The 22,167-nt window shown below is 73.4% G+C and carries 20 protein-coding genes; 7 read left to right on the top strand and 13 right to left on the bottom strand.

Annotated features, from left to right (window positions below):
- Positions 1-71: 71 nt before the first annotated feature.
- The 5 genes from AMY39116_RS0323040 to AMY39116_RS0323020 all read right to left on the bottom strand — a co-directional run bounded on the left by AMY39116_RS0323040 (position 72) and on the right by AMY39116_RS0323020 (position 5,420).
- The gene (locus AMY39116_RS0323040; RefSeq protein ID WP_235716197.1) at positions 72-1,361 is read right to left on the bottom strand and encodes a glycosyltransferase 87 family protein; all 1,290 of its coding nucleotides are present in this window, start codon (positions 1,359-1,361) and stop codon (positions 72-74) included.
- Positions 1,362-1,429: 68 nt separating this feature from the next.
- Entirely contained in the window at positions 1,430-2,947 is a 1,518-nt protein-coding gene (locus AMY39116_RS0323035) for an alpha/beta hydrolase (RefSeq protein ID WP_027936160.1), read from the bottom strand.
- An 83-nt stretch (positions 2,948-3,030) separates the two neighbouring features.
- Positions 3,031-3,582, bottom strand: a complete 552-nt coding sequence (locus AMY39116_RS0323030) for a hypothetical protein (protein ID WP_020419990.1) — start codon at positions 3,580-3,582, stop codon at positions 3,031-3,033.
- Positions 3,582-4,655: an ATP-dependent DNA ligase gene (locus AMY39116_RS0323025; RefSeq protein WP_020419989.1), complete on the bottom strand. Its 1,074-nt coding sequence runs from the start codon at positions 4,653-4,655 to the stop codon at positions 3,582-3,584. Before AMY39116_RS0323025 ends, AMY39116_RS0323030 begins: the two co-directional genes overlap by 1 nt.
- A 9-nt stretch (positions 4,656-4,664) precedes the next feature.
- Entirely contained in the window at positions 4,665-5,420 is a 756-nt protein-coding gene (locus tag AMY39116_RS0323020; RefSeq protein ID WP_020419988.1) for a pyrimidine reductase family protein, read from the bottom strand.
- Between the two features lie 55 nt (positions 5,421-5,475).
- Here AMY39116_RS0323020 and zapE point away from each other — a divergent pair, with 55 nt between their 5' ends.
- Positions 5,476-6,504 (top strand): cell division protein ZapE, encoded by a 1,029-nt coding sequence (zapE, locus tag AMY39116_RS0323015; protein ID WP_020419987.1) that lies wholly within the window; start codon positions 5,476-5,478, stop codon positions 6,502-6,504.
- Here the strand turns inward: zapE and AMY39116_RS46250 are convergent.
- The 7 genes from AMY39116_RS46250 to AMY39116_RS0322975 all read right to left on the bottom strand — a co-directional run bounded on the left by AMY39116_RS46250 (position 6,407) and on the right by AMY39116_RS0322975 (position 11,774).
- A complete protein-coding gene (locus tag AMY39116_RS46250; RefSeq protein WP_157358658.1) occupies positions 6,407-7,042 on the bottom strand; it encodes a phosphatase PAP2 family protein in 636 nt (211 codons plus the stop codon). The two genes, zapE and AMY39116_RS46250, sit on opposite strands and share 98 nt — an antisense overlap.
- A gap of 3 nt (positions 7,043-7,045) precedes the next feature.
- On the bottom strand, positions 7,046-8,419 hold the full coding sequence (locus tag AMY39116_RS0323000; protein ID WP_020419984.1) for a DUF2252 domain-containing protein: 1,374 nt from the start codon (positions 8,417-8,419) through the stop codon (positions 7,046-7,048).
- 588 nt (positions 8,420-9,007) lie between these two features.
- A complete protein-coding gene (gene rocD / locus AMY39116_RS0322995) occupies positions 9,008-10,213 on the bottom strand; it encodes an ornithine--oxo-acid transaminase (RefSeq protein ID WP_020419983.1) in 1,206 nt (401 codons plus the stop codon).
- Positions 10,214-10,319: 106 nt separating this feature from the next.
- Positions 10,320-10,592 carry a YciI family protein gene (locus tag AMY39116_RS0322990; protein ID WP_020419982.1) on the bottom strand — a complete coding sequence of 91 codons (273 nt, stop codon included), beginning with the start codon at positions 10,590-10,592 and terminating at the stop codon, positions 10,320-10,322.
- Positions 10,589-11,071, bottom strand: coding sequence for an SRPBCC domain-containing protein (locus AMY39116_RS0322985; RefSeq protein ID WP_020419981.1), 483 nt, complete (start codon positions 11,069-11,071; stop codon positions 10,589-10,591). The genes AMY39116_RS0322990 and AMY39116_RS0322985 overlap by 4 nt, the downstream gene beginning before the upstream one ends.
- Entirely contained in the window at positions 11,068-11,418 is a 351-nt protein-coding gene (locus tag AMY39116_RS0322980; RefSeq protein ID WP_020419980.1) for a helix-turn-helix transcriptional regulator, read from the bottom strand. The genes AMY39116_RS0322985 and AMY39116_RS0322980 overlap by 4 nt, the downstream gene beginning before the upstream one ends.
- A gap of 8 nt (positions 11,419-11,426) precedes the next feature.
- Positions 11,427-11,774, bottom strand: a complete 348-nt coding sequence (locus tag AMY39116_RS0322975; protein ID WP_020419979.1) for a VOC family protein — start codon at positions 11,772-11,774, stop codon at positions 11,427-11,429.
- 102 nt (positions 11,775-11,876) lie between these two features.
- On the opposite strand from AMY39116_RS0322975, the gene AMY39116_RS0322970 reads away from it, so the two are divergent.
- The 6 genes from AMY39116_RS0322970 (at position 11,877) to AMY39116_RS0322945 (ending at position 20,830) form a co-directional block, all read left to right on the top strand.
- The gene (locus AMY39116_RS0322970; protein WP_020419978.1) at positions 11,877-13,961 is read left to right on the top strand and encodes a S9 family peptidase; all 2,085 of its coding nucleotides are present in this window, start codon (positions 11,877-11,879) and stop codon (positions 13,959-13,961) included.
- Positions 13,958-14,908 (top strand): LLM class F420-dependent oxidoreductase, encoded by a 951-nt coding sequence (locus tag AMY39116_RS0322965; RefSeq protein ID WP_020419977.1) that lies wholly within the window; start codon positions 13,958-13,960, stop codon positions 14,906-14,908. The genes AMY39116_RS0322970 and AMY39116_RS0322965 overlap by 4 nt, the downstream gene beginning before the upstream one ends.
- Before the next feature lie 147 nt (positions 14,909-15,055).
- Positions 15,056-16,474: a pyridoxal-dependent decarboxylase gene (locus AMY39116_RS0322960; RefSeq protein WP_020419976.1), complete on the top strand. Its 1,419-nt coding sequence runs from the start codon at positions 15,056-15,058 to the stop codon at positions 16,472-16,474.
- The gene (locus AMY39116_RS0322955) at positions 16,471-17,751 is read left to right on the top strand and encodes a lysine N(6)-hydroxylase/L-ornithine N(5)-oxygenase family protein (protein WP_020419975.1); all 1,281 of its coding nucleotides are present in this window, start codon (positions 16,471-16,473) and stop codon (positions 17,749-17,751) included. The genes AMY39116_RS0322960 and AMY39116_RS0322955 overlap by 4 nt, the downstream gene beginning before the upstream one ends.
- A gap of 53 nt (positions 17,752-17,804) precedes the next feature.
- Complete coding sequence (locus AMY39116_RS0322950; protein ID WP_369794335.1) at positions 17,805-19,508, top strand: IucA/IucC family siderophore biosynthesis protein; 1,704 nt, start codon at positions 17,805-17,807, stop codon at positions 19,506-19,508.
- On the top strand, positions 19,502-20,830 hold the full coding sequence (locus tag AMY39116_RS0322945) for a glutamine synthetase (protein ID WP_027936157.1): 1,329 nt from the start codon (positions 19,502-19,504) through the stop codon (positions 20,828-20,830). The genes AMY39116_RS0322950 and AMY39116_RS0322945 overlap by 7 nt, the downstream gene beginning before the upstream one ends.
- Here the strand turns inward: AMY39116_RS0322945 and AMY39116_RS0322940 are convergent.
- Positions 20,790-22,025: a glycosyltransferase family 87 protein gene (locus tag AMY39116_RS0322940; RefSeq protein ID WP_020419972.1), complete on the bottom strand. Its 1,236-nt coding sequence runs from the start codon at positions 22,023-22,025 to the stop codon at positions 20,790-20,792. The genes AMY39116_RS0322945 and AMY39116_RS0322940 overlap by 41 nt on opposite strands.
- Positions 22,026-22,167 lie beyond the last annotated feature (142 nt).

The following is a 22,167-nucleotide window of genomic DNA, read 5'->3' as shown; positions in this document are numbered from 1 at the left end:
CCCGGAGGCCCTCCCCACCATCAACCCAACACGCCGTCCACAACCTCACGAGTCACGGCAGCTAGCGCAGCTCAGCCGGCAGTACGTGAAGCGTCCGGCTCCGCGGGCAGCGCCGCCGGGGTCTTCGGCGTCCGGTAGTACAGCGCGACCGCCAGGAACACCGCGAACGTCAGCCAGATGTAGGCGTTCTGGAACAGCCACTCCAGCCCCGCCGGCTTGAACGCCAGCACCGTGTCCGCCTCGAAGCCGATCAGCGGCAGCACCCCGCCGGACGTGACGAGCGCCGCGCCCACCAGCCCGATCCACCCCAGCACCGACCCGCGGAACGCCAGGTTGCCCAGGCAGATCAGCAGCATCGCCAGCCACACCCAGTGGTGCACCCAGCTGTACGGCGACACGGCCGTCGTCGCCAGGCCGCACAGCGTCGCCGCCACCAGTTCCTCGCCTCGCGCGGCCAGCCGTCGCGCCAGCAGCAGGCACACCACGGCCGTCGCGGCCGCGGCGAGCAGCCACACGATCTGCATCCCGCCGGTCACCCCGGTCGCCCGCGCGAAGAACCCGCGCAGCGACTCGTTCGACGGGTTCTCCGGCACGCCGACCCGCGTCGGGTCCATGAACGCGCCGGACCAGAACGTCACCGAGTCGTGCCACAGGAACGCGAACCCGACGGCCACCGTGACCACGAACGTGCCCATCGCGACGATCGCCGCCCGGTACCGCCGCGTCACCAGCAGGTACAGCACGAAGAACGCGGGCGTCAGCTTGATCCCGGCGGCGATGCCGATCAGCGCGCCCTTGACCTTCGACGAGTCCGGCAGCGCCAGGTCGAGCAGCACCAGCGTCATCAGCAGGATGTTGATCTGCCCGAACGCCATCGTCTCCCGCACCGGCTCGCACCACATGAGCAGCGCCGCCACCGGCAGGCTGAACAACACGAGCCGCGCGTCGCGCCGGAACCGCAGCAGCGACAGCGCCGCCCACACGCCGACGGCCAGCATCGCGTAGTCACCGAGCGCGCCCACCCACGTGAAGAGTTCACCCTTCAGTGGCGCCAGCGGCACGAACAGCAGCGCGGCGAACGGGGTGTAGACGAACTCCCACTGCCCGCGGATGTTGCCGAGCAGCGGCGTGTCGTAGACCGACACGCCGTCCAGGACGCGCTCGCCCGCGATCCGGTACACGCCCAGGTCCAGCAGGTGCAGCAGCGCGGGGAGCTGGGCCAGGACCTCTCTGACGTACCAGAAGCCGGCGCCCGCGCCCAGCACGAGGACCGGCCAGACGGCGATCCAGGGAATCGGTCGTCGCGCGCTGTCCCGGGGCGCCGGCGCCACAGCCGGCGTCTCGACCGCGGAAGACGGCACAGTCACTCCCAGTACTCAGTGGTCCGGCGGATGGAGGACAAGCCTAAACGGGGCCCGGGCAGCGTCCCCTAAGCGGGGCAGAGCGTGCCGTCGGCGGGGACCTTCCCGTCGACCAGGAACGCCCGCACCGCCTCGGCCGCGCACGGCGAGCCGAGCGCCCCGTGCCCGGCGCCCTGCCACGCGACGCGCACCGCGCTCGGGATCTGCTGCGCCGCCCGCACCGTGCCGGTTTCCGGCGTGACCGGGTCCGTCAGGGTGCTGGTGACCAGGACCGGCGGCAGCCCGGACGTGCCCAGCGTCGGCAGCGACTCGGTGCGCGCCGGCCACGGCAGGCACCACGCGAGCCGCTGCGTCACCAGCCCGCCGAAGACGGGGTAGCGGCCGCGCAGCTGCGTGGTCAGCCCGGCGATCTGGTCGGCAGGCATCCGCACGACGGTGTCGTTGCACTCGGTGGCCAGCGTGGCGTCGAGGCGGGACGGCGCAACGTCCGAGCCGTTGAGCATCGGCGAGACGAACGCGGCGAGCCCGCGGACGTCGCCAGCCCGGCCGGCGTCCAGCGCGCGGGCCAGCTCGCTCCAGCGGGTGCGGTCGGCGAGCCCGGTGACCACGGCCCGCAGCGCCGTGCCCGCGCCGAACACCGCGCCGCCCGGCAGCACCTGCGGCGCCGCGCGCAGCCGCTCCACCACGGCGTTCACCGTCGCGGCCGCGTCCTGGCCGACGGCGCGGCCGTAGGCGTCCAGGGTGGCCTGCTGCGCGGCGGCCAGGTCGCCGAGCACCGTGACCGTGTCGCTGGACGGGTCCGGGATGCCGTCCATCACGAACCGGCCGACGCGGTCCGGGAACCGGGCGGCGTAGGAGATCAGCACCTGCGAGCCCTCGCCGTGGGCGAGCGCGTGCAGCTTCGGCACGCCCAGCTCACCGCGGATCTCTTCGAGGTCGCCGGCGGTGCGCCAGCTGTCGAAGGCCTGTTGCGCGCCGCCGAGGTCGATCGCGCACTGCTGCCCGGCCTTGCGGGCGGCGTCCAGCAGCGGTTCCAGGTCGTCGTCGGCCGGGTCCTGGTTGAGCAGCTGGCTGCGGGTGTCCTCGGGCACGCACGACAGCGGGTCGGACTCGCCGGTGCCGCGCCGGTCCACCCCGATCAGCGAGAAGCGCTGCAGCAGCGCGGGCGGCAGCGTCGAGGCGAGTCGCGCGGCGTAGAGGGTGCCGGGCTCGCCCGCGACGTCGTTGACCACGACCAGCGGGATCGCGCCGTTGCCCGCCTTGAGCACGGACACGCGCGTCTGCACACGCCCCGGCAGCGCCGGGTCGTCCAGTGTGGACATCACGGTGCCGCAGCTGAACCGCAGGTAGCCGGGCGCCTCGGCGCCGAGGCGGTTGCGGGTCTGGGCGTCGCAGTCGGCCCAATCGAGCGCGGGCGAACGCGGCTCGGTCAGCGGCGGCAGCGGCACGTCCGTGGCGGAGCTGGCCGGCGCGGAGGACACCGGCTCGTCGTTCTCCACGACCGGCGGCCGTTTCGACGGCCCCGCCGTGCAGCCGGCGAGGAGGGCCGGCAGCAGCACAGCGAGCACGAGACCACGGCGCGGCACGACGTTCCTCTTTCCCTTGGTGCGTGTTCGCCCCCGAGGTTCGCACGAGGCCCGTTTGCCCGTGGTGAGCGGGGTCGGTGCGCTCAGACACCGTGGACGTTGAACCCGCCCATGCTGAAGCCGCCCGAGCCCGCGGTCCCGGTTCCCCCGGGCGTGTAGTGGCGCGGCGCGGACGTCCGCCGGGACGCCGGCGGGGCCGGTTCGGCGGGCAGCCGGTCCAGCACGCGGCGGGCAGCGGCCACCACGTACGGGGCGTCGGGCTCGTGCACCGCGCTCAGCAGCATTTCGCGGAGCTGACGCTGGTCGTAGCGAGCCTCGAGCCCGGGCCGGACGTCCACGAGGGCCAGGATGACCACCCACGGCAGATCCCGCCCGTCCCGGACGTTGCGGTCGCCCTCGGCCGCCATGACCTCCCGCATGGCATCCCAGATCTTCTCGCGCCACAGCGGGCTGAGGTGCCACGCGCGCTCCAGCGCGGTGCGCGCCCGGTCGGCCGCCTCGTCGTTCCGGGCCTGGCACATCACCCGCACGAGCGTCTCCGGCGAGCGGCGATGGCGGCGGCACAGGTGGGCCGCCGCGAGGACGGCCAGCCGTCCCCGGCTCCGCAGCGCGTGACGTTCGATCCGGCCTGCCATCAGCGGGTCCGCTTGACCTCGCCGTGGAAGACGGCGTCCAGGTCGTAGCGGGCGACCTCCTCCAGCTGGGCGTACGTGCACGACTCCGGCTCACGGTCCGGGCGCCACCGGATGAACTGCGCGGTGTGCCGGAACCGCGACGGCTGCCCGCCTTCGGTGTGCTCGTAGGCGACCTCGGCGACCCGCTCGGGCCGCAGCGGCACCCACGGCTGCTCGGTGGAGCGCCACCGCGTGATGCCGCCGGGCAGGCGCTGCCCCTCGGTCGTGCCTTCCAGCCAAGGGTGCCCGCTGCCGTCGGTGATCAGTTCGGCGAACTCGGCCGCCAGCTCCTTGCGCCGCTTCACCGGGAACGACCCCACGACGCCGGGGTGGTGCAGCACGCCGTTGTCGTCGTACAGCCCGAGCAGCAGCGAGCCGACCGCCTCGCCGGGGGTGGAGTCCTTGTGCCACCGCAGCCCGGCCACCACGCAGTCCGCGGTGCGGGAGTGCTTGTACTTGATCATGATCCGCTTGCCCGGCTCGTACCCGGCGTCCAGCGGCTTGCCGATGACCCCGTCCAGCCCGGCGCCCTCGAACAGCTCGAACCAGTGCCGCGCGGTCGCCGGGTCGGTGGTCGCGGGCGTGATGTTCAGGTCCTGCCCGGCCAGCTTCGCCAGGCGCTCCCGCCGCGCGCTGGTCGGCTCGCCGAGGAACGCCTCGTCGCCCAGCGCGAGCAGGTCGAACGCGACGAACGTGGCCGGCGTCTGCTCGGCGAGCAGCCGGATGCGGGACTCGGCCGGGTGGATGCGCTCGGTGAGCGCGTCGAAGTCCAGGTGTCCCTCGCGGCCGACGACCAGCTCGCCGTCCAGCACCACCCGTTCCGGCAGCCGCGGCGGCAGTTGCGCCAGCACCTCCGGGAAGTACCGGTTCAGCGGCTTCCCGGCGCGCGACTGCAGCGTCAGCTCGTCGCCGTCGCGGAAGACGAGGCAGCGGAAGCCGTCCCACTTCGGCTCGAACAGCAGCTCGTCGGAGTCCGGGATCGACTTCGCCGGTTTCGCCAGCATCGGCTGGATCGGCGGGGTCAGCGGCAGCATGCGCCCACTTTATGCGCGACGGCGGTACCGCAGCATCGTGAAACCGTCTTCGACCAGGATCGATGCCAGATCCATGTCCCGGGCCTCGCTCGCCATCCGGCCGATCGCGATGCGGTCCGCGCCGCCGCCGGCCAGCAGCGGCGCGACGGTCAGGCACAGCTGGTCGACCAGGTCCTCGGCGACGAGCTCGCCGAACAGGTGCGGCCCGCCCTCGCAGTTGACCCGGAGCAGCCCGCGGTCGGCGAGCTGGTCGAGCGCACTGCGCAGGTCGATGGTCTCCACGCCCGCGATGAGGAGGTCCGCGCCCGCGTCGGCGAGCGCCTTCCGCCGGTCCGCGGGGGCGTGCTCGGTGGTGATGACGATCGGCGGCACCTTCGTGTCGGTGAACAGCGGCGCTGCCGGGTCGAGCCGGGCGCTGCCGGTGACCACGGCGATCGGTGGCACCTCGGCGAGCCCGAGCCGGGCCCGGCGCTCGCGGCGTTCGGGGGTGGTGCGCGCGCCGCGGTAGTTCTCCGCGCGGACGGTTCCGGCGCCGGCCAGCACGACGTCGGCGAGCAGGCGGCCGTGGAAGAAGATCCGCTTGTCCGCGGGCCCGGACAGGCCCTCGGACCGGCCTTCCAGCGTCGAGGCGCCGTCGGCGGAGGAGGTGAAGTTGGCCTGCACGAACGGCCGGTCCAGGTCCGCCGGGTAGCCGTAGATCCGGTCCAGGTCGTCGTCGGTCACGTCGTCGAGGGGTTCGGGCCACAGGCTGCGCACGATCTCCATCACATCACGCGGCCGCCGCCAGGGCTGCGCGGCCGGGTCCCGATACCCTCGCAAGATGCCCGCGCACCTCACCGACCGGCAGCCCGAGCTGGGAGCGGACGAGCTGATCGCCGCCCTGGTGCCGCCGCCGCGCTTCGACGCCGTGCGGTTCGCCACCTACGTGCCGAACCCCGACGAGCCGAGCCAGGCGCAGGCGGTGGAGTCGTGCTCGGCGTTCGCGGCGCGCATCGAGAAGGCGGCGCCGAAGAAGTCCAAGCTGCGGTCGCTGTTCGGCGGCGGTTCGGCGCCCGCGCCCGGGAAGCAGGGCCTCTACCTGGACGGCGGGTTCGGTGTCGGCAAGACCCACCTGCTCGCCTCGACCTGGCACGACGCGCCGTCGCCGAAGGCCTACGGCACGTTCGTCGAGCTGACCCACCTGGTCGGCGCGCTCGGCTTCGGCGAGGCGGTGCGGCGGCTGTCCGAGCACCGGCTGCTCGCCATCGACGAGTTCGAGCTGGACGACCCCGGCGACACGATGCTGGTCACCCGCCTGCTGCGGGAGCTGACCGACGCCGGCGTGTACGTCGCGGCGACGTCCAACACGCTGCCGGACAAGCTCGGCGAGGGCCGGTTCGCGGCCGAGGACTTCCTGCGCGAGATCCAGTCGCTGTCGTCGCGGTTCTCGGTGGTGCGGGTGGACGGGCCGGACTACCGGCACCGCGGCCTGCCGGACGCGCCGCCGCCAGTGGACGAGGAGACCCTGCTCGCGTCGGCGGAGAGCCGCGAGGGCGCCACGCTCGACGACTTCGACGCGTTGTGCGAGCACCTGGCGAAGCTGCACCCGTCCCGCTACGGACGTCTCGTCGACGGCGTGTCCGTCGTGCACATCCGGGGTGTGCGACCTGCGCCGGACCAGAACGTGGCGCTGCGGCTGGTCGCGTTCGCGGACCGGCTCTACGACCGGGCCATCCCGGTGGTCGTCTCCGGCGGGTCGCTCGGCGAGCTGTTCACCGAGGAGATGCTGCAGGGGGGCTACCGGAAGAAGTACCTGCGGGCGGTGAGCCGGCTGACCGCGCTGGCGCGAGACGCCGCGTCGGTGAGCTGAGCGCCAGCACCACGGCGACGGCGAAGCACGCGCCGCCAGCCACGTCGGTGGGGTAGTGGTAGCCCAGCCCGACGAGCCCGATGCCCGCGATCACGAGGATCACCGCGCTCACGCCGACCGTGACGGCCCGGGCGATCCCGGACCGGGCGAGCAGCACCAGCACGGTGAGCGTGGCGACCATGCTGACCGTGTGCCCGCTCGGGTAGGCGAGGTAGTCGTACTTCATCCGGTCGAACAGCGGCTTGAGCACCCACGTGTTGAGCGCGACCGGCACCGCGACGCCCAGCACCGCCAGCGCCACGCCGTCCCAGCGGCGGCCGAGCGCGCAGGCGAGCACCACGATCGCGAGCAGCGGCAGCAGCACGACCGGTTCGGTGGGCAGCACGAACAGGTCCAGCAGCGTGGGCTGTCCGCCGAACACGCCGTCGATCCACGCGGTGACCGTGGCGTCGGGGCCGGTGGCGGTGGTGTCCCCGGCGAACGGGACGCCGATCGCCAGTGCGGCCGCCGCGCACACGGCGACGACGGCCCACCTCACGCGTCAGTCCGCGATCGCCGGGAAGCGGCCGTTCTTGACCGCGGTGACCAGCTCGGCGTGGTCGGACTCGGTCTGGTCGGCGTAGCGCACCGCGTAGCGGCCGATGGCCTCGTCGAGCTGGTCGTCACCGTCGAAGTATCCCGCCAGCAGCCGCGGGTGGACCGAGCGGATGTGCGCGCGGGCGAGCAGCGCGCCGGCCAGGCGGCCGTAGTCGTCGAGGTCCTTGCCGCCCAGCTCGGTGGGCTCGATCGCGCCCTTCATGTTGCGGAACTGGCGCACGATGAACGGCCTGCCCTCGATGGTGGTCCAGCCGAGGAGGATGTCCGTCTCGGCCTGCACCAGGCGGGCGCCGTACACGATGCGCTGGCCCTCGTGCTCGGTGCGGTGCTCCGGCAGGTACGGGGTGAGCGCGGACGGGCGGGCCTCCTTGACCTGCAGCACCAGGTCCTCGTCGGTGTTGCCGTGCAGCAGCACGACGTAGCTGCGCAACCCGACGCTGCCGGTGCCGACGACGCGGAAGGCGACGTCGGCAATGCGGTAGCGGGCGATCAGGTTGCGCCGTGACTCGCGCAGGGTGTGCACATAGGACACCAGCCCGTCGGCCACGGCGTCCGCGGTCGGCTCGTCGACGTGCCTCAGCACCGGCGGGTCCTCGACGAAGCGGTGGTGGCTCAGGCCGGTGGTGTGGTCGTCGATGCGCTCGGTCCACTTGGCCGCGACGCGGGCGCTGGTGTTGCGGCGCGCTTTCTCGGCGGCTTCGCTGAACTCGTCGGCGAGGTCGTGGGCCTTCACCTTGGACAGCGCGTCCGCGTCGGCGAGCGCGTTCCACGAGCGCAGGAACGACGCCTCGCCGAGCTGGCGCACCACGCGCCGGTAGGACTTCACCGCGTCCTCGGCCGCGTCCCGGCAGTCCTCTTCGGACACCCCGCCCTCGCGCCCGGCGAGCACCAGGCTCGCGGCGAGGCGCTTGAGGTCCCACTCCCACGGCCCGCGGATGGTCTCGTCGAAGTCGTTGATGTCCATGACGATCTGGCCGTCCGGCGTGCCGTACAGGCCGAAGTTCGCGGCGTGCGCGTCACCGCAGATCTGGGCGGACAGTCCACTGTGCGGGGTCCCGGCCAGGTCCGCGGCCATCAGCCCGGCCGCGCCGCGGAAGAACGCGAACGGGGAGGCGATCATGCGCCCGATCCGCAGCGGGACGAGGTCGTCGAGGCGGCCGGCGTTGCTGTGCTCGACGAACTCGGCGACCGACGGCCGGTGCTCCCCGGCGGCCGCGTGGTCGTGCGCCGTCGGCGGCGTGCGTTCCCCCAGCTCCCGGCCCCGCGCGTGCAGCTCCTCGGGATCGCTCAGCTCACCCGGCACCAGTGCCCGTTCCATCCCCTGCTCCCTCCGTTGACTGCACAACGTACGGGAGGGGTGGACGGTTTCAGCCGCGCCGCGCGAGTGCCGCGGTGCCGCGCGGCGAGGCGCCCGCGCCCGGCCGCGAGTTGCGCGCTCGCGCGGCGAGGGGCACGTTCGCGCCCGGCGAGGCCCCGCTTCGCTCGGGAGTTGCGCGCTCGCGGTGGCGGGGGCCACGTTTTGTGCCCGGGGCGGCGGGTTGCGTGCTCGCGCCCGGCGAGGCCCCGGCTCCCGCCCGGGAGTTGCACGTTCGCGGTGGCGGGTTCCGCGCCCGCGGTGGCGGGCCCCAACTCGCGCCCTGCGTGGCCCCGCTGCGCTCGCGAGTTGCGCTCGCGGTGATGAGGGCCACGTCAGCGCCCAGGCGGCGGGTTCCGCTCCCGCCCCGGCGAGGCCCGGCTCCCGCCCGGCGAGAGCCAGAGTTCGCCCCCGGGGGCGAGTCTGCGCTCCCGCCCGGCCGAGGCCCCCACTTCCGCCCGGAGAGGCCCCCCGCTCGGCGAGGCCCCGCTCCGGCCCGCGAGTTCGCGCCCGCGAGTGCCACCTGCGCCGCGGCGGGGCCCACAGTGGCGGTCAGCCGGCCAGAACCTCCTCCAGGATGTCCAGCCCCCGGTCCAGATCGGCCTCCGAGATCACCAGCGGTGGCGCCAGCCGCAGCGTCGCGCCGTGTGTTTCCTTCGCCAGCAGCCCCTTCGCGGCCAGGGCCTCGCACGCCTCGCGGCCGGACAGCCCGCCCGGCGTGATGTCGATGCCCGCCCACAGGCCGCGGCCGCGGACCTCGGCCAGCCCGTGCCCGACCAGTTCCCCGAGCCGCGCGTGCATGCGCGCGCCCAGCTCTACCGACCGCGCCTGGAACTCGCCCGTGGACAGCAGCTTGATCACCGCCCGGCCGACCGCGCACGCCAGCGGGTTGCCGCCGAAGGTCGAGCCGTGCTCGCCCGGCTTCAGGACTCCCAGCACGTCCCGGCGGCCGACCACCGCGGACAGCGGCAGGATCCCGCCGCCCAGCGCCTTGCCCAGCGTGTAGAGGTCGGCGCGCACCCCGCTCGGCTCCAGCGCGAGCAGCGTGCCGGTGCGGGCCAGCCCGGACTGGATCTCGTCGGCGATCAGCAGCGTCCCGGTCTCGTCGCACAGCCGGCGCGCCTCCGCCAGGTACCCCTCCGGCGGCACCAGCACCCCGGCCTCGCCCTGGATCGGCTCCAGCAGCACCGCCGCGGTGCGCTCGGTGATCGCGTCGCGCAGTGCCGCCGCGTCGCCGTACTTCACCACCGTGAACCCCGGGGTGTAGGGGCCGAACCCGGCGCGCGCCGTCTCGTCGGTGGAGAACGAGATGATCGTCGTCGTGCGGCCGTGGAAGTTCGACCCGGCGACCACGATCTCGGCCCGCCCGTCCGGCACGCCCTTGACCTCGTAGGCCCACTTGCGGGCGATCTTGAGCGCGGACTCGACCGCCTCCGCGCCGGAGTTCATCGGCAGCACCATCTCGGTGCCGGTCAGCTCGGCCAGCTCGCGGCAGAACGCGCCCAGCTGGTCGTGGTGGAACGCGCGCGAGGTCAGCGTGACCCGCCCGAGCTGCTCCTGCACCGCCGCGATCAGGGCGGGGTGCCGGTGCCCGAAGTTCAGCGCCGAGTATGCGGACAGGAAGTCGAGGTACCGGCGGCCCTCGACGTCGGTGACCCAGGCGCCGTCGGCTTCGGCGATCACCACGGGCAGCGGGTGGTAGTTGTGCGTGCTCCAGCGCTCGTCGAGCGCGATGAACTCGGCCGCGGAGGTCGTCATGCCTTCAGGCTAAGGGCACTTCACGCCCGGAATCATCCGTCGATCGTTGCTTCGACGGGCTGATCGTTGCGCACTTGGGCGTGATTCCGGAGGTTCGTTGCACCGCTCAGGGCGCCAGTACCTCGTTCCACTCCCGGACGTACCAGTTCTTCACCACGCCGTTGCGCACGAACGGGTCGCCCGCCACGAACTCCTCCGCGGCCTCGCGGGTGCGGAACACGCTGAGCGACCCGTTCACCTGCGGGTTCTCCAGCGTGCCGACGAGCAGCAGGTCGCCGCGGGCGTGGAACTCGCGGATCCGCGCCGAGTGGGCGTCCATGTGCGGGGCGCCGCGCTCCAGGACGTTGTCCGCCGGTTCGTAGAACACCAGGTACTTCATGCCGCACGCTCCGCCGCCTCGGTGAGCCGGCCCAGGATCCGCGCCCAGCCCTCGGTGAACGCGCCGCCGGCGTAACCGCCGTCGAGTGCGCAGGACGCCCGCACCTGCTCGTCCCTGAGCGCCTCCCAGCCGCGGTGCTCCACCGCGACCCGGGTGAGCGCGGGGCCAAGCGCCCGGAAGGTCAGCTCGACCTCGGTGGGCGCCGGGGTGACCAGCCAGGTCATGGTGAACCGCTCCGGCGGGTCCCACGCGAGCACCTCGCCCCAGTCGTGCTCGGTGCCGTCGTCCCACGTCTCGTAGACGCGGCCGCCCGTGCGGCGCTCGAAAGTCACGTCCCGCACCCGGTCCCCGCCGCGGGAGAACGGCTCGACCGGCCACCAGACGCCGATCGTGCGGACGAACGTGTCGAAGGTGTGCGCGGCGTCGCTGCGCACGAGGGTCGCCTGCCGCACCGGCGGCCGGCTCAGGATGTCGGTCATGCCGAACCTCTCGCCGTGTCGTCTTCGCCGATCCCCCGCTCAGCTTCGACCAGCCGCCGGGCCGTGTCGAGGGATGAGGCCCACATGTCGTCGAGGAACTGCCGCAGCCCGGCGAGGCCGTCCGGGCGGGCGCGGTAGAGCCGGCGGGTACCGTCGCGCCGCTCGTCGAGCAGTCCCGCGTTCTTCAGGACGGTGAGGTGCTGGCTGACCGCCGTGCGGCTCACGTCGAAGGACTCCGCGATCTCGCCGGCGGCCAGCTCGTCGTGGGCGACCAGCCGGAGGATCGCGCGCCGCCTGGGCTCCGCGAGCGCCCGCAGCGCCTCGTCCGTCCGCTCGTCGTCCGTCATGCCCGCTCCTACGCCCAGAGTCCGACCTGGTTGCCATCCGGGTCGGCGAAGATGGCGAACCGCCCGAAGTCGCCGGGGAGGTCGGTGGGCGGCACCAGCCGCTTCCCGCCCAACCGCTCCGCCCGGTCCAGGTACGCGTCAAGGTCGTCGACCCGCATGTAGATCTTGACGCCGGTGTCGCCGGGGCCCGTCGAGGGCCCGATCCCGCCGCCGATGCCCCCGCCCGTGTCGACGAGCGCGTAGCCGCCCATCGCCGGGTCGGCGTCGACCTGCCAGTCGAACAGCTCCGCGTAGAACTTCCGCGCCCGTTCGGCGTTCGCGCTGATCACTTCGAAGAACGCGACCTGCTGTCCCATGATCTATCCTTTCTGTCAGTATTCACTAACGTTAGCGAATACTGACAGAGAGAGTCAACCGTCGCTCGCCAAGACCGGGCGTCGTTTGACAGAGTGCGAGGCGTGACCGACGAGCTCTCCTTCCTCCGCCAGCAGGCCCGCACCCAGCGCTTCACCCTCGGCACCCCGCGCGAGTTCCGCGTCGCGCCCGACGGGTCGCGCCTGCTGTTCCTGCGTTCGGAGTCCGGCACCGACCGGCGCAACAGCCTCTGGGAACTCGACCTCACGCGGGGCGGGGAGACCAAGGTCGTGGACGCCGCCGAGCTGCTGCCCGGCGAGGAGGAGCTGCCGCCGGAGGAGCGGGCCCGCCGCGAGCGCATGCGGGAGAGCGCGGGTGGCGTGGTCGGCTACGCCGTGGACGACGAGTTCCGCCTGGCCGCCTTTTCGCTGTCCGGCAAGCTCTACACCGTCGACCTGGGCAGCCGCGAGGTGACCGAACTGGTCGACACCTCCGTCGTCGACCCCCGCCCGAACCCCACCGGCACCCACATCGCCTACGTCCGGGATCGCAAGCTGCGCGTCATCGACCTCGCCACGCGGGAAGACACGGTGCTGGCCGGCGAGGACGGCGAGGACATCGCGTGGGGCCTGGCCGAGTTCATCGCCGCCGAGGAACTGGGCCGCGCCCGCGGCTACTGGTGGTCGCCCGACGGGCAGACCCTGCTCGTCGAGCGCACCGACCGCGCGGACGTGCCCCGCTGGACCATCTCCGACCCGGCCCACCCCGAGGCCGGCGCGAACACCGTCGCGTACCCGGCGGCGGGCACCACGAACGTCGACGTCTCGCTGGCCTTCTTCGGCCTCGACGGCACCCGGGTGGACGTCGAGCGCGGCGACTGGGAGTACCTGGTCGCGGTGCACTGGTCGGCGGGCGGCCCGCCGCTGCTCGCCGTGCAGCCCCGCGACCAGCGCGAACTCGCGTTCTACGCGGTCGATCCCGCCGACGGCTCCACCAAGCTGCTGCACACCGAGACCGATCCGCACTGGGTCGAGATCGTGCCCGGCGTGCCCGCCTGGACCACCGACGGGCGGCTCGTGCACGTCAGCGCCGCGGACGGCAGCTACCGGCTGGTGGTCGACGGCGAACCGGTCACGGAGCCGGGCCTGCAGGTCCGCTCGGTGCTGCACGTCGGCGCCGAGGTCCTGTTCAGCGCGAGCGAAAGTGACCCGACGCAGATCCACGTCTACCGCACCGGCCCGGACGGCGTGACCCGGCTGTCCGACGCCGACGGCGTGCACGTCGGCGCGGGCACCGCGGAGATCACCGTGCTGTCGTCGTGGAGCCTGCGCCGCAGCGGCCCCGAAGTGACCGTGCTGCGCAACGGCCGCCCGCTCGCCGAGGTCCGCTCCTACCCGGTCGACCCGGGCCTGGAACCCGACCCGGAATGGCTCACCGTCGGCGAGCGTGGCCTGCGTGCCGCGCTGCTGCTGCCCACCGGGTACCGGCCCGGGGACGGCAAGCTGCCCGTCCTGCTCGACCCCTACGGCGGCCCGCATGCGCAACGCGTCCTGCAGAGCCGCAACGCCTTCCTCACCTCGCAGTGGCTGGCCGACCAGGGCTTCGCGGTCCTCGTCGCGGACGGCCGCGGCACCCCGGGCCGGGGGCCGGCGTGGGAGAAGGAGATCGTGCGCGAGCTGGCCGAGGTGACGCTCACCGACCAGGTGGACGCCCTGCACGCGGTCGCCGCCGACCACCCGGAGCTCGACCTGTCCCGGGTCGCGATCCGCGGCTGGTCCTACGGCGGGTACCTGTCCGCGCTGGCCGTGCTGCGCCGCCCGGACGTCTTCCACGCGGCGGTCGCGGGCGCGCCGGTCACCGACTGGTCCCTCTACGACACCCACTACACCGAGCGCTACCTCGGCGTGCCGGACGAGGAGCCGGAGTCCTACGAGCGCAACTCGCTGATCGCCAGTGCGCCGGAGCTGCGGCGCGCGTTGCTGATCGTGCACGGCCTTGCCGACGACAACGTGTTCGTCGCGCACGCGCTGCGCCTGTCTTCGGCGCTGCTGGCCGCGGGCCGCCCGCACGTGTTCCTGCCGCTGGTCGGCGCGACCCACATGACGCCGCAGGCCGAAGAGGTCGCGGAGAACCTGATGAAGGTCCAGGTGGACTGGATCAAACGAGAGCTGGAGGCTGCTGCGCGATGAAGCGCTGGGGAATCACGATTCCGCTGACCGGGGTGCCGCTCACTGCGCACCGTGAGCTGATCGAGCGGCTGCCCGCGCTCGGTTACACCGACGCGTGGTCGGCCGAAACCGCGGGAACGGACGCGTTCTCGCCGCTGCTGCTGGCTTCGCAGTGGGCGCCGGAGCTGCGGCTGGGCACCGCGATCGTGCCGGTCTACACCCGCGGCCCCGGTCTGCTGGCGATGTCCGCGGCGACACTGGCGGAGGCCGCGCCCGGCCGGTTCGTGCTCGGCATCGGCGCGTCCTCGCCGGTGATCGTGCAGGGCTGGAACGCCGCCGAGTTCGCCAAACCGTTCGCCCGCACCAGGGACACGCTGCGGTTCCTGCGTGCCGCGCTGGCGGGGGAGAAGGTGACGGCGGAGTACGAAACGTTCTCGGTGAGCAAGTTCCGGCTCGAGCGCGCGCCGGAGCCGGCGCCGCCGATCATGCTCGCCGCGTTGCGGCCGGGCATGCTGAAGCTGGCCGCGAAGGAGGCCGACGGCGCGATCACGAACTGGCTCTCGCCTGCCGACGTCCGCCAGGTGCGCGCCGAGATCGGGCCGGACACCGAGCTGGCGGCGCGGATCTTCGTCTGCCCGACCACCGACCGCGAAGCCGCGCGTGGCCTGGGCCGGATGCTGATCAGCAGCTACCTCACCGTGCCGGTGTACGCGGCGTTCCACGACTGGCTCGGCCGCGGCGAGGCGCTCGCGCCGATGCACGAGGCGTGGCGCGCTGGCGACCGGAAGCGGGCGAACGAGCTGATTCCGGACGAGGTGGTCGACGACCTGGTCGTGCACGGCAGCCCCGAGGAGTGCCGGGAAAAGGTGCAGTCCTATGTGGACAACGGGCTGACCACGCCGGTGATCGCCCTGCTGCCCACCGGCGACGACCCGGTGCGGCAGGTGGAGGCGCTCGCGCCCCGGTGACCCGGCACACGCCGCCGTGACCCCTTTGGCGGCATGACTGACGCTCCCCGGGCGGGCACTTTGGGAGGAACGTGCCCGCCGGGGGTGTGCCTGCGGCGCACGGTGTCCGTATCGTGGCTTAGCGTAGGCATACCTAAGGAGCGGTGAGTGGGCGAATCGATACCGGAGAGCGCCGGGCTGGCCGGTGGCCGCGCGGGACACCGGCGGCTGGCCGAGCTGATCCCGCTGGTCCTCGACGCGATGGGCGCGGGAGCGGCGGAACGCGGCGGACCGGGCCCGGCGGGCGGGCCGGCTGCCGTCGCGGCCGGGGTGGCGGCCCTGACCGGCGCGGAACCGCTGGCCGGGGCCACCGGTGTCGGAGCCGCGCAAGCGCTTTCCGAGATGTCCCGGCTGCTGGCCGCGGGCTCGGTCGACCCCGCCGACCCGGCGTGCGCGGCGCACCTGCACTGTCCGCCGCTCGCCGTCGCGGTGGCCGCCGACGTCGTGGCGAGCGCGCTCAACCCGTCGATGGACTCGTGGGACCAGGCCCCGGTCGCGAGCGAGATCGAACGCGAGCTGGTCACCCTGATCGCGCGGCTCTGCTACCCGGACGCCCCCGCGCCGGACGCCGTCGTCACCACCGGCGGCACCGAGTCGAACCTGCTCGGGCTGCTGCTCGCGCGCGAGCCGGAGCCGGCCGTCCGCCCGGTGTGCGGGCGCAACGCGCACCACAGCGTCGCCCGCGCGGCGTGGCTGCTCGGCCTGCCCGCGCCGGTCCTGGTGGACTGCGACGGCGAACGCATGCGCCCGGCCGCGCTGGAGGAGACCCTGCGCGAACTCGGCTCGCCCGCGGTCGTGGTCGCCACCGCGGGCACCACCGACACCGGCGAGATCGACCCGCTGCGCGAGCTGGCGGCAGTGTGTCGTCGGCACGGCGCGCGCCTGCACGTCGACGCCTCCTACGGCGGACTCGCCCTGTGCAGCGCGAAGCTGAAGCCCCTGCTCGACGGCCTCGGCGAAGCGGACTCCGTCGCGCTGGACGCCCACAAGTTCGGCTGGCAGCCCATTTCCGCGGGCCTGCTCGCGGTGCGCAACGCCGCGGACCTGTCGGCGTTGTCGGTGCGCGCCGAGTACCTCAACGCGGACGACGACACCGAGGCCGGGCTGCCGGACTTGCTCGGCCGTTCGATCCGCACGTCCCGCCGCCCTGACGCGTTCCGGATGGCCGTCACCCTGCGGGCGCTCGGCATCGACGGCATGGGCGCGCTCGTCGAGCACTGCTGCGCCACCGCGGCCGAAGTCGCGGCCATGATCGAGCGGCACCCGGGCCTGCGGCTGTGGGGTGCGCCGACGTTGTCCACGGTGCTGTTCAAACCGGTGGACGCCGACGACGAACTGGTCGCGCGGGTGCGCCGCACCTTGCTGGAGGCGGGCACCGCGATCGTCGGCAGGGCAACGATGTCCGACGGCGTGTGGCTCAAGCTGACCCTGCTGCACCCGCACGCGAGCGCCGAGGACTACCGGCCGCTGCTGGAGTCGGTGGTCGCGGCCGCCGCGGCGCAGCCCGCCGAGGTGGTCCTGCGGTGACTCCGGTCGATCTGGCCGGGGTCGGGATCGGCCCGTTCAACCTGTCGCTGGCCGCGCTCGCCGAGCCGGTCGAGGACCTGACCGTCGCGTTGTACGACCGCTGCCCGGAGTTCCGCTGGCACCCCGGCCTGCTGCTCGACGGCGTGACCCTGCAGGTGCCGTTCCTGGCCGACCTGGTGTCGCTGGCCGATCCGACCAGCGCGCTGTCCTTCCTGAACTACCTGCGCGCCAAGGACCGGCTGTTCCCGTTCTACTTCGCCGAACGCTTCCACATCCCGCGCGCGGAGTACGACGACTACTGCCGCTGGGTGTCGCAGCGGCTGGACAGCTGCCGGTTCGGCACCGACATCACCGGGATCGAGTGGCGCGATGGGCTGTTCCGGCTGCGCTCGGCCGCCGGGGAGATCAGCGCGCGCAACGTCGTGCTCGGCATCGGCACCGAACCCCGCGTCCCGGAACCGTTGCGCGCGCTCGCCGGCGATCCGGACGTGCCCGTGATCCACTCCGCGGAGTACCTGTCCGAGCGGGAACGGCTGCTGGTGCTGCCCGCGGTGACGGTCGTCGGCTCGGGCCAGTCCGGCGCGGAGGTGTTCCTGGACCTGCTGCGGCACCGCAAGCAACCGGACGGGCTGCGGTGGGTGACGCGGACGGTGTCGTTCGCGCCGATGGAGTACTCCAAGCTCGGGCTGGAGCAGTTCACGCCCGACTACACGCGCTTCTTCCACCGGCTGCCGGAGGCCGAGCGCGACCGGCTGCTGCCCGCGCAGTGGCAGCTGTACAAGGGGATCGACGCCGACACCATCGCCGACATCCACGACGAGCTGTACCGCCGCTCGGTCGGCGGCGGCTGGCCGGGCGTCACGCTGACGCCGGGCGTGGAGGTGGTGTCCGCGCGGCGCGACGGCGAGCGGATCGCGCTGGGCCTGCGGCACCGGCAGGAAGGCAGCACCGCGACTTGGGTGACCGACGCGGTCGTCGCCGCCACCGGTTACCGGGAGCGGCCGCTGGACGGGGTGCTCGGGCCGCTGGCGGACGCGGTCGCGCGGGACGGCAGCGGCCGCCCGGTCGTCGAGCGCGACTACCGGCTGCGGCTCGCGCCGGAGATCGGCGGCGCGATCTTCGTGCAGAACGCGGAACGACACACGCACGGGGTCGGTGCGCCGGACCTCGGGCTGGCGGCGTGGCGCGCCGCCTCGATCGTCAACGCGGTCTGCGGCCGCACCGTCTACCGGTTGCCGTGTCGCACGGCGTTCACGCGGTTCGGGTTGGAGGAGTGAGCGTGGAAACTGCCCAGGCGTGGCGCGCGGCCGGCACGCTGGTCGTGCACAAGATGCTCGGCGAACTGTCCTACGAAGGCCTGTTCCGCCCCGAGCCCGCGGACGACGAGGAGCGCAGGCTGTGGCGGCTGAAGCTGCCCGAGGTGACCTACGAGTTCCGGGCCCGGCGCGGCGCGTTCGAATCGTGGACGGTGGAGCCCGGGTCGGCGTTGCGGGACAGCGAACCGGCGACGGATCCCCGGGTGCTGGTGGTGGACGCCCGCAAGGAGCTGGGCCTGTCCGGGTTGCGGCTGGCGGACGTGCTGGCCGAGCTGACGGCCACGGTGACCAACGAGGCCGCCCGCCTGCGCCGCGCGCCCAGCGCCGCGGAACTGTCCACGATGGACTACAACCTCGCCGACGGGCACCTGACCGGGCATCCGCGGCTGGTGCTCAACAAGGGCCGGGTCGGGTTCTCCGCGGACGACCGCGCCCGGTACGCGCCGGAGGCCGGGGCCGACGTGCGGCTGCGGTGGTTCGCCGTGCACCGGGACCACGCGCGGTTCCGCTGCGTCGAAGAGCTTTCGGCCGACCGGTTGTTCGCCGGGGAGCTGGACGACGACCAGCGCGCCGAGTTCACCCGCATCGCCGATCCGGCGGAGTACGTGTGGGTGCCCGTGCACCCGTGGCAGGCGGACGAGGTCCTCGGCACGCTCTACGCCGGTGAACTCGCGACCGGGGTCGTGATCGAACTGGGCGAGTCGCGGGACGCTTACCGTCCACATCAGACGGTCCGGACGCTGGCGAACGTGTCCCGGCCGGACCGGCACGACGTCAAGACCGCGGTCTCGGTGCGCAACACGCTCGTCTACCGCGGGCTCGCGTCCGGCGCGACGCTCGCCGGGCCCGCGGTGACGAGCTGGCTCAAGCGGGTCGGCGCGGCCGATCCGCTGCTCACCGAGAAGTACCGGTTCGAGCTGCTCGGCGAGGTCGCGAGCGTGTCGGTCGAGCACCCGCTGTTCGGCGCCATCGACGAGCTGCCGTACCGGTTCCACGAAACGCTCGGCGCGCTCTGGCGCGAACCGCTGCTGTCGCGGCTGGCCGAGGGGGAGCAGGCGATTTCGTTCGCCGCGCTGCCCTACCGCGACCCGGACGGCGCGTCGGTCGTGACGGGGCTGATCGAGCGCTCCGGCTGGGGCGCGGAACGCTGGCTCGGCACCGTGTTCGACCTGCTGCTCACCCCGCTGCTGCAGTGGCTGCTGCGCTACGGCGTCGGGTTCTGTCCGCACGGCCAGAACCTGATCCTGATCGTCGACGAGCACGGGCGGCCGCTGCGCGTGGCGATCAAGGACTTCGCGCAGGGCGTCGACCTGCTCGACGAGGACCTCGACTGCTACCGGCTGCTCGCGCCGGAGGCCGCCGACGAGATGCTGCGCTGGCCGGCGCACCTGCTCGCGCAGTCGCTGTTCAGCTCGGTGTTCTCCGGGCAGCTGCGGTTCTGGGCCGAGATCCTGCTCGACGACCTGGCCTTCCCGCGGGCGCGGTTCTGGGAGCTGGTGCGCGAGGTCGTCGGCCGCTACCGCGCGGAGAACCCGGACGTGGCCGAGCGGTTCGACCGGTGCCTGCTGTTCGCGCCGGACGTCGAGCGGGTCACGCTGAACCGGGAACACCTGGCCGGGCAGGGGTTCGACAAGGTCGACCGCGACGACGAGTTCGACGTGCGGTGGGGCCGCGTGCCGAACCCGCTGCACGCCCCGGACCCGGCGGGGGCGTGGTGAGAGCGCCGCGCCCGGTCGGGCCGCGCACGCTCGCCGAGCGGGAGGCGGCCGCGCGGGGCATGCGCGCGGCGCTGGACCGGGGCGACGTGCCGCGGGTGCTGCTGCTGGTGCCCGACCCGCACGCCCGGTTCGCCGCGGTCGAGCTGTCCGGGCGGTTCGTGACCGAGGAGGTGCTCACCGGCGGCTACGGGATCTGCACGTATGTCTTCGCCTGGGACGTCGAGCGGGAGGCGCTGCCGCTCGGCGCGGACAGCCCGTTGGCCCGCTACGTCGACGGCTACGGCGACCTGCGGATGCGGCCCGATCTGGCGACGATCACCGCGTTGCCGGACGGGGTGTGCGGCATCGTGTGCGACGTCGAGTGGCCGGACGGCGAACCGGCGCGGGCAGCTCCGCGCCGGGTCTTGACCGAGCAGCTGACGGCGCTGGAATCGCTCGGGTACGTGCCGTCCGCGGGGCTCGAGCACGAGGTCGTGTTCAGCGACGCCGACGGGCCGCTGAGCACGCACGGGGTGGACTACGCCGTCGGTGGGACCGAGCGGATGCGGCCGCTGCTGCGCGATCTCCGGGTGGCGCTGGAGCGGTCCGGGCTGGGCGTGGAGTCCGCGCGCGCCGAGTGCCATCCCGGGCAGTACGAAATCGTGCTGCGGCACCGGGATGCGCTCGCCGCGTGTGACGACGCCTTGTTGCAGCAGTTGATCGTGCGGTCGGTGGCCGCGGAGCACGGGGTGTCCGCGGCCTACCTGGCGGCGCCGGAGCCGGGGCAGGGGTGTTCGTGCCACGTGCACCTGTCGCTGTCCACGGTGGCGGGGGAGCCCGCGTCGGGGGACGGGACCGCGTTGTCGCCGGTGATGGCGTCGTTCCTCGCCGGGGTGCTGCGGAACGCGGCGGCGCTCGCGCCGGTGTGGGCGCCCACCTGGAACAGCTACGTGCGGTTGCGGACGGCGCCGTTCTCGCCGCGGGAGCTGCGGTGGGGTGTCGACGACCGGACGGCGTCGGTGCGCGTGGCCGGTCGGGACGCGTCGCTCCGGCTGGAGTTCCGGTTCGCCGGCGCCGACGCGCAACCGCACCTGGTGGTCGCGGCGCTGCTCGCGGCGGGCCGGGCGGGCATCGAGGAGGCGCTGCCGCTGCCGCCCCCGGGGGAGGTGCTGGGCGCGCTGCCGGAGGCGCCGTGGGAGGCGCTGTCCGGGCTGGACCGCGTGGCGAAGCTGCTGGGTGACGAGGTCGCGGCTCAGCAGGAGGCGTTGCTGCGGGCCGAACTGGCGGCCGGTTGTGGGGCGGTCACCGATTGGCAGCGCCGGCGGGGCGCCTTGCGGGCGTGACCGGCATCGACAGCTCGCGGGCCTTCTGGCGGGGGATCGCGAAGGCCAGCAGCAGGGCGACGCCGACCAGGACGTAGGTGGCGGCGGACAGCTGCTCGGGGAACGTCCAATCCCGGTGCACGACCGGGAAGTCGGTCTCCGGCAGGTTGTGGAACGGCGCCCAGACGAAGAACACCGCGGTCAGCGCCCCCCAGGCGAACCAGGCCACGGCGAGCCAGGAGCGTTCCAGCGCGCGGCGCACGGTGACACCGAGCACCACTACCAGCGCCGGGACCACCCACACGTAGTAGTGCGACCATGAGGTGGGGGAGACGAGCAGAGCCAGGCCGGCGTTGGCCATCAACGCGAGTGCGGGCTCGGCGCGGCGCATCGCGTTCGCGACCAGCGCCAGCAGGCCGAGCACCAGGACGATCCACACGGCCTTCTCGGCCGCGCCGCTCAGCCCGGTGCGCACGATGACCGCCTCGATGGCCTGATTGGTGGCGAACGCGGTGCCGCTGACACCGCCGCCGCTCAGGCCGCCCTGGAACCAGTAGTGGATGGAGCCGCCGAAGTCCGCGACGAACCCGATCACGGTGGCGACGCCGAACGTGATGGCCGAGGTGATGGCCGACCGGTAGTCGCGGCGGATCAGGAAGAACAACACGAACGCGGCCGGGGTGAGCTTGAGGGCCGCCGCCAGCCCGATGCCGAAGCCGCGCGGCCAGAGGGTGCGCCCGGCCAGGCAGTCGATCGTGACCAGGGCCATCATGATGATGCTGACCTGCCCGAAGCCGAACGTCTGGCTCACCGGCTCGAGGAAGACGGTCAGCGGGAGGACGACCGACGCGACGGCGACGCCCCCGTCCCGCCCGAGCTGCGGCCGGACCGCGCGGGCGACCAGGTAGACGGTGACGAACATGCTGAGGCCGTTGAGGATGTACAGGGTCACCACGGAGGCGTCCCACGGCAGCATCGCCAGCGGCGACAGCAGCAGCGCGGCGAACGGCGGGTAGACGAACGGCAGTTCCGCGCCGTTGGCGACCTCCGGCAGCGTGCCGTACATGTCGCGGCCGTCCCACCAGGCCTGCACGCCGTAGCGGTAGACCTCGAGGTCGATCTGGGGGCGGGTGGGCAGGTAGTGCATCATGCCCTGCACCGCGAAGAAGAGCCAGACCGCACAGGGCACCGGGACCAGCCACAGGTATTTGCGCATCAGGCCCTACTGTAGAGATTCGGTAACGCCCGCTCGCGGCGTGGTGCCCACTCCCAGCAGGCCGGTCCGCCGCAGGCAGTCGTCGCCGCCGACCCCGCACCGTGGCCGTGCCCACCCCCGCCCGCCGCACCGATCACTACGG

Source organism: Amycolatopsis sp. ATCC 39116, assembly GCF_000231075.2.
Lineage (GTDB): Bacteria > Actinomycetota > Actinomycetes > Mycobacteriales > Pseudonocardiaceae > Amycolatopsis_E > Amycolatopsis_E tucumanensis.
The sequence above is the reverse complement of the archived record's forward strand: the minus strand, read 5'-3'. Positions and strand labels throughout refer to the sequence as shown.